Below are 6,257 nucleotides of genomic sequence, written 5' to 3'. Positions count from 1 at the left end.
AATAAATCTGAGAATCATCTGGCCGGCCTCCCCACCTCACGGAGGTGGCGCAAAATTCAAGGTGCGAACTTAGTCTTTTGCGTAGGAGGCCGTGATGAAATTCTGTGGCATAGACCTGCATTCGAACAACAGTGTTGTGGTGGTTACCGACGAAACGGATCGAGTACTGGTCAGTCGACGTTGCCCCAACCAGCTAACGCCAATCCTTTCGCTGCTCGAGCCTCACCGTGCTGAATTGGTTGGCGTCGTGGTTGAGTCCACCTACAACTGGTATTGGTTGGTCGATGGCCTCAAGGCAGCGGGCTTTGAGGTGAAGCTGGCCCATCCCGTGGCGATGAAACGCTACGACGGTTTGAAGCATTCTGACGACAAGGATGATGCGACTTTCCTGGCTCATTTGCTGCGACTCGGGATTTTACCGACCGGATATATCCATCCGCCGCAAGAACGTGCGCTGCGAGATTTGGCACGCAAACGTATTCAACTGGTACGCAGCCGGACTCAGCACATTCTGTCCGTCGAGAACATCATGGCGCGCCAGTTTGGCCAGCGGTTGAGCTGCAATGAAGTCAAAGGGCTGTCAGCCACATCCGTCGACAGGCTGGGCCTGCCGACGGATGTGGCTCTGGCAATGAAAGCGAATGTCGCCATTGTTCAGGCATTGCAGATCCAGATTGATTTTCTTGAAGAGCGATTACTGCACGAAGCCTATTTGCGCCCGGAGTTTTCTTTGTTGAAAACGATGCCCGGAATTGGCGAAGTGCTGGCCACGGTCATCATGCTGGAAACCGGAAATATTGAGCGCTTTGCCGACGTAGGCCACTTCGCCTCTTACGCTCGCTGCGTAAAAAGTGCGCATTACTCCAACGGCAAAAAGAAAGGTGAAGGCAACGCCAAGAACGGCAACGCTTATTTGATCTGGGCTTATATCGAAGCGGCTAATTTCGCCCGGCGCTTCAGCGAGGATGCCAAACGCTTTTTCGAGAAGAAGAAAGCCAAGACCAATGCCGTGGTCGCTACCAAGGCACTGGCACACAAGCTGGCGCGAGCGAGTTATCACATCCTGAAGGAGAAACAGCCTTTTGATGCCAGACGCTGTTTCGCCTGAGGGACGAATGAGGTGATGGTTGGCCAACCAAAAAGGGACTGGGCTCGAACCACTAAATCTGAGTGGCGACCGACCATCACCGCCTGAGTGTGTTGTAACCGGGTCGTCTGCCAGGTGAGCCAGCTGGGACTGGACGTGTGTTTTGCACGAGCCACAGTTCTGTGACACGTTTTGGACGCATTGGCAGCACCAACGTTTCTCTGGGGCAGTTAACTGCCAGGGCGGTGCAGGTTGTATCGCTACCGCTTGATCCAAATGGGTGTCTGGCACGACTCGTTCGTAGCCAATGAAGAGGAAACGGGTTCGACGGGTTCAACCGATCAGGTTGAGTGGGAGAGCAAACCCTACAGTTGAAAACTGCAGGGCGCGGTGGCTTTTAACCTTGACTTGAGACCGGCTAATGGGCGTCCCGTTTTTTCCGTTGTCTTGGGACGCTGGAGTGAGAGCTATGCGAGGGCTACAAAAACTGTATCCGATCGATGATTACCTGACCATTCACTACCACAGCAATCGACTTGATACCGTTCAGAACCCCTGTATCGATCTGTTGCTGACGCTGGTAGGCGGTGACCGTTAGGTTAATGAAATTAAGCGTCGCCCCAGCGGTATCCCTGAAAACCAAATTCATTTGAGTGGCATTACCAAAAATATTGCCACCCGCAATCCAGATCACCAGTCTGTTGGCAGTCCTGCCAATCAGCTCCACCTCATAAGATAGAGAGGTAATTTGCCCATTAGGCTGCGCTAAATACCCATAAAACGCCTGTCCATTTGCGTCAACGGGATCAGTAAACCTTCCAATGGCCAGCGAGTCATTCGGATGAACTTTTCCCGTCAAGGTTACTTTGATTTTATTGGTCGAAACCGATTGCCCAACCTCGGAGGCTCCCTGACTGGGTGTGGACTCAAAATCCTCAATGTCCGGCAAACCCTCTCCAACTACTCGTGCCTGGGCTTCCCTGGAAACGCCAATGACTTTGCCTCCCCTGATCTGTTCGAGCTTGACCCTCACCTGACTGTTGGCAACCACCTTTACATTGGGTATTGGCCAGGAAAACTGCCCCGGTACATTGCCGATTGGCAAAGTCTCGTCATGGGTGGCGACCATGACGCCGTTCAGCCACGCTTCGAACGTTAGATGAATCTGATCCCCCGCCTGCCAAATCGTATTGATCAAGTGAATCAACGCCCATAACGGCCCGCCATTCATTTTGCCCAGATCAACAATGGCCGGATCGTCACCGTTTTCTCCGAGGATTTCCTGAAGGATGGCCTCGAGCAGTTCTGCCCAATCCAGATGCACATCGATCAGACAAGGAATCGACCAATGATCCTGTGCGTTGAACTGGCCCAACTGTGTTGTTCCTGAGTAATTGTTTGTCTGGCTGATCACGTTGTACTTGATCGGGAACTGCGGATTGTTCGGATCCTTGGCAAAGTGCGGTGTAGTCAGAGTGAGTGTGATTGGCTGGGTCAGGTCGGGGTTGGGGTTGGTCGGCGTTGGTTCGATTCGATGTTTGGTCTCTACTCCGCCGCTATCAACAGTGATCAGGTCATAGAGATGTTTGTGCGGATAATCCAGCGTTAGCAGTACGCCTTGTGCAGCTTGTGAGGCGTCCACGCTGGTGGGGGTGGCGTTGATGGCGAGTGCCGAATGTCCGCCCCCCGGTACCTGTTCATCGCCACCTGGAGCAAAAGCATCGTAAAGCACCGTCAATGAGGGAGACGTGTCGCCGTTGCCTGAAAGACGCTCAACCGTACAGTGCAAACTGTTGATGTCCTCCAGCAGCAATCCGGCAGGCAGGCGTAACAGCACCGGGTCGCTGATGCTGAATACGATTTCACTGCTGATCGGCTTTGGGTTGTTGTTCAGGTGCAAGTGAACGGTTTCATACAGATCCTGACCTTGCCAAGGCCCGAACAGCACTGCCATCCCCAAAGGGTCTTTGTAGTGATTGACGATCGAGACCCCGATATGCGCACCAATCACCGGGTCAGTCTTGAGGAGGACTTGTGGAGGCGTGAGAGCAAAAATGGCGATGGGGGGCGACGTGGTGGCGTTCATGGCATCTGCTCGCGGGGCAATTGAGATGAGCTTCATCAAAGCACCATGCAGTTGCATCGACCACTGTCAGATCTGACAGGTGAAGGCTGTTTATAGATGAACGGTCGAGTGCCGAAGAGATCTCCAAGGATTTGAACAGGCAGAAAAACGGCCCCGTAAAGGGGCCGTTTTGGTTTCACCACTTAAACGCGCGTCTCAGCCGCCACCTCCAGATTGTCCAGCATCCGGTTCACGGCCAGCTCCCCCAGCATGATCAATTGCGCAATGCCCAACAGCACATGCCGATGCGAGCCGTCCACCAGCCCGGCGAAGTCGGTGGCCATGGTTTTGGCCGAAGTCAGGGTTTCGCAGGCTTCGGCCAGCAGTTCTTCACTGTCGACGCCGGGGGCGATGAGATAGCGGGTGTTGGGTTTGAGCAGCGGTTTTCTGGGGAGTAGGGGATTGAAGTAGTGATCGAGGGCGCGTTCGGCGGCTTCGTGGAAGGTCTTTGAATCCACCGATTCGTAAGGCGAGGTGGAGTCGGTTTCGGGCGGGTTTGGCGTTGGTTTGATCATGGTGAAGCTCCTTGAGAAATGGAGCCGTCATCCATCGCTGCTAAACGAATGAGGTGGCGGCTGTACGCGGGTTAGCAGACCAGGCTCAAGGATCCCGGCGCACCGAAGTGCCCCACGCAAGCCGCCATAAAACAGAAATGGCGAAACCAGCGTGCCTTGAGAATTGCCGAGCTGCTAAACCCGATCGCTGATTCATCAGCGACCCGGAAACGATAGAGCCGGCCCCCCAAGGCGCACAAACCGGCGGATTCTGGCGGATGCGTAGGCAATGGCGCAAGGCGTTGTGGCTTGCCGGACGTTTCGGTCAACGGCTTTAAACAGTCGTGGCGAATTCGTGAAGAAGCGGTTTAAGGTAACCGGCTACGCACTGATACGCGGTTCGTAAATAAATGCGTCCCCTTTTTGTTTTGAAATATTTCCGTCTCCTTTTGTTATTAGCTTTTGCCATCAAGTCGGAATGCAAGTGAATGCCCTGATCCTCTTACTGTCCCCATAAAGCAACCCCAAACCACCAATGATTGAACCATTCCAGCATAGAAAATTAACCTGTGTTGCGACGTACTGGTAAATTCGTGATCCGAGGGGGTCAGGGTAAATTCGGTTTTCGTAAAGATCACGAACGGGGTTGACCAAAGATGGCGTTACATATTGGATTATGTTGTAGCTATTTACACCTCCAACGCTTTGTATCCATGTTTTCCCCTCATCTGCCGTCAGTAGGGCGTTGTTAACGAGAAGCTGGTAGACATTCAAGACTTTAGCGGAATACGAAACGCTCTGGTTTGCAGCATCGGTGACCGTAATCTTCGTGATGCCGTTTTTCAATCCCGTTACTTTGCCACTGCTCGAAACTTGTGCAACCAGTGTGTTCGCTGACATGTAGGAGTACGGAGGCACCCCCCCTGTCGCAGTACGCGTAGCCGTGTTCCCTGCCATTTCGTTGGTAGGCCAGCCATAGGGGTTAACTATCATGACGCCGTCCAATTCCATTTCGGTCGTATCAATAGCCAGATCGGGGGGCCGAATGCTCAATTCCGCACTTACCGTGGTCTCGCTGCTGGACGCAGTAATTGAAAACACTCCTTGCACTGAACCCGCTGTTGCCCCGTTAATCGTTACCTTTCCGTCAACTCCTGTCGTGAAGTCCTTGGTGCTCGTCCCATCGGCAAACCTTGTTCCCTGTGGCAACGTCACCTTGATGATTCCCACAATCGGCTGCCCGTTCTGCGTCAAACTCAACTCGATGCCTCCCAACTGATCACCCGCCGTGGCGGTGTAAGGCCCATTGAGAAACGCCACCACCACATACGCCACCACTTTCAAATTACGCACATTCGAATAGGTATTAGTCGGGTGATAGAGCGATTTTGCATACAGGCGCCGTGCGCCCGACGGTACTGTGATCGTCAGTACCCATGTTCCTGTCGTCGGGTCAGCCGTTACCTTGCCCTTCGGCACTGCGCTTGGGCCGCTGCCGTCATAGATTTCGACCTGCCGCCCAGCACTTGCCTCGCCGTGGAGTGTCAGCGAGGTGCTGCTCGTTGTATTCCCTTCTGGAACATCGTTGCCGGTTGCGTCAAGAACGGAAATGAGCTTCGGAACGATAAGCGGCTGGTTGGCACTGATGAGGATGGAGGTCGTAGGCGACACTCTGAGGTTGCTCAGTTGATCTTTTATGGTGGCGCTCACTGTACGAGTACCGTCACCGATCTGCTGGAGGTCAAGGGTCGTCAGGTTGTAGGTGACCGGGTTGGCAGGATGGACATAGGGAATGGTTTTACTCCATGAGCCTATGGTCAGTCCCATTTCGTCAAATTGGCGCGGGTCGCTCCGGGTTAAAGTGACGGTAGGCGACTGCCCCGGAACAATGCTGGGCGGATGGCTGACCGTGATACCGGAGACCGGGTTGTTGAACAGCACATTCAGTATCGGGGTGGATTGATCTTTATTACCGCTGACCCGGGTGACTTCGTAGTACAGCGTATTGAGGCCATCCTTGAACACTCCCCAAGGAGCGTCCATAAAAATGCGGTCGTTCTCTTCGCCCGGCTTGATAAGCTTGATCACGGATGTCGCCAGGCTGTTGACCCACAGCCTTACGGAGTCACCTGCTGTAAAGGAGGTGGAAAACAACCTGACCGCGTCGATCACAATGAAGAGATTGATGGTTGGCGAATAAATGCTCTGGGAAATGCCGAGATCGTAGGTTTTCGGCGGTTGCAGGTTTTCTTCTGCGCCCGGGATTGCCATCGGATACAGCTGGAGCAAGGCGGTGATCTGTGTCGAATTGACGTTGATGCTCATGTTGCTCTCCTGGCGTGCGATAAATAGCCATCTTCGGGACGAAGTTCATGACACCGCGAAAGAGGGGCATCGTCACCTGTCAGATCTGACAGGTGAGCGTGATTTCAAGACGAATGGTCATCGGTAAACGGTTTCCTGCAGACGCAAAAACGGCCCCGTAAAGGGGCCGTTTTGGTTTCAGCACTCAGACGCGCGGCTCAGCCGCCACCTCAAGATTATCCAGCGC

General features: G+C 53.7%; 4 protein-coding genes. 1 reads left to right on the top strand and 3 read right to left on the bottom strand.

From position 1 onward, the window contains the following. Nucleotides 1-94 precede the first annotated feature (94 nt). Nucleotides 95-1,108 carry an IS110 family transposase gene (locus GQX66_RS17780; protein ID WP_240865414.1) on the top strand — a complete coding sequence of 338 codons (1,014 nt, stop codon included), beginning with the start codon at nucleotides 95-97 and terminating at the stop codon, nucleotides 1,106-1,108. Between the two features lie 457 nt (nucleotides 1,109-1,565). Here GQX66_RS17780 and GQX66_RS17775 read toward each other — a convergent pair whose 3' ends face one another. The 3 genes from GQX66_RS17775 to GQX66_RS17765 all read right to left on the bottom strand — a co-directional run bounded on the left by GQX66_RS17775 (nucleotide 1,566) and on the right by GQX66_RS17765 (nucleotide 6,031). Next, nucleotides 1,566-3,173, bottom strand: a complete 1,608-nt coding sequence (locus GQX66_RS17775; RefSeq protein ID WP_240870238.1) for a hypothetical protein — start codon at nucleotides 3,171-3,173, stop codon at nucleotides 1,566-1,568. 182 nt (nucleotides 3,174-3,355) lie between these two features. Continuing rightward, complete coding sequence (locus tag GQX66_RS17770) at nucleotides 3,356-3,727, bottom strand: DUF6124 family protein (protein WP_085747265.1); 372 nt, start codon at nucleotides 3,725-3,727, stop codon at nucleotides 3,356-3,358. Between the two features lie 447 nt (nucleotides 3,728-4,174). Further along, on the bottom strand, nucleotides 4,175-6,031 hold the full coding sequence (locus GQX66_RS17765; protein WP_240870234.1) for a hypothetical protein: 1,857 nt from the start codon (nucleotides 6,029-6,031) through the stop codon (nucleotides 4,175-4,177). Nucleotides 6,032-6,257: the final 226 nt, after the last annotated feature.

The organism is Pseudomonas sp. B707 (assembly GCF_022496685.1).
Lineage (GTDB): Bacteria > Pseudomonadota > Gammaproteobacteria > Pseudomonadales > Pseudomonadaceae > Aquipseudomonas > Aquipseudomonas paraglycinae.
The sequence above is the reverse complement of the archived record's forward strand: the minus strand, read 5'-3'. Positions and strand labels throughout refer to the sequence as shown.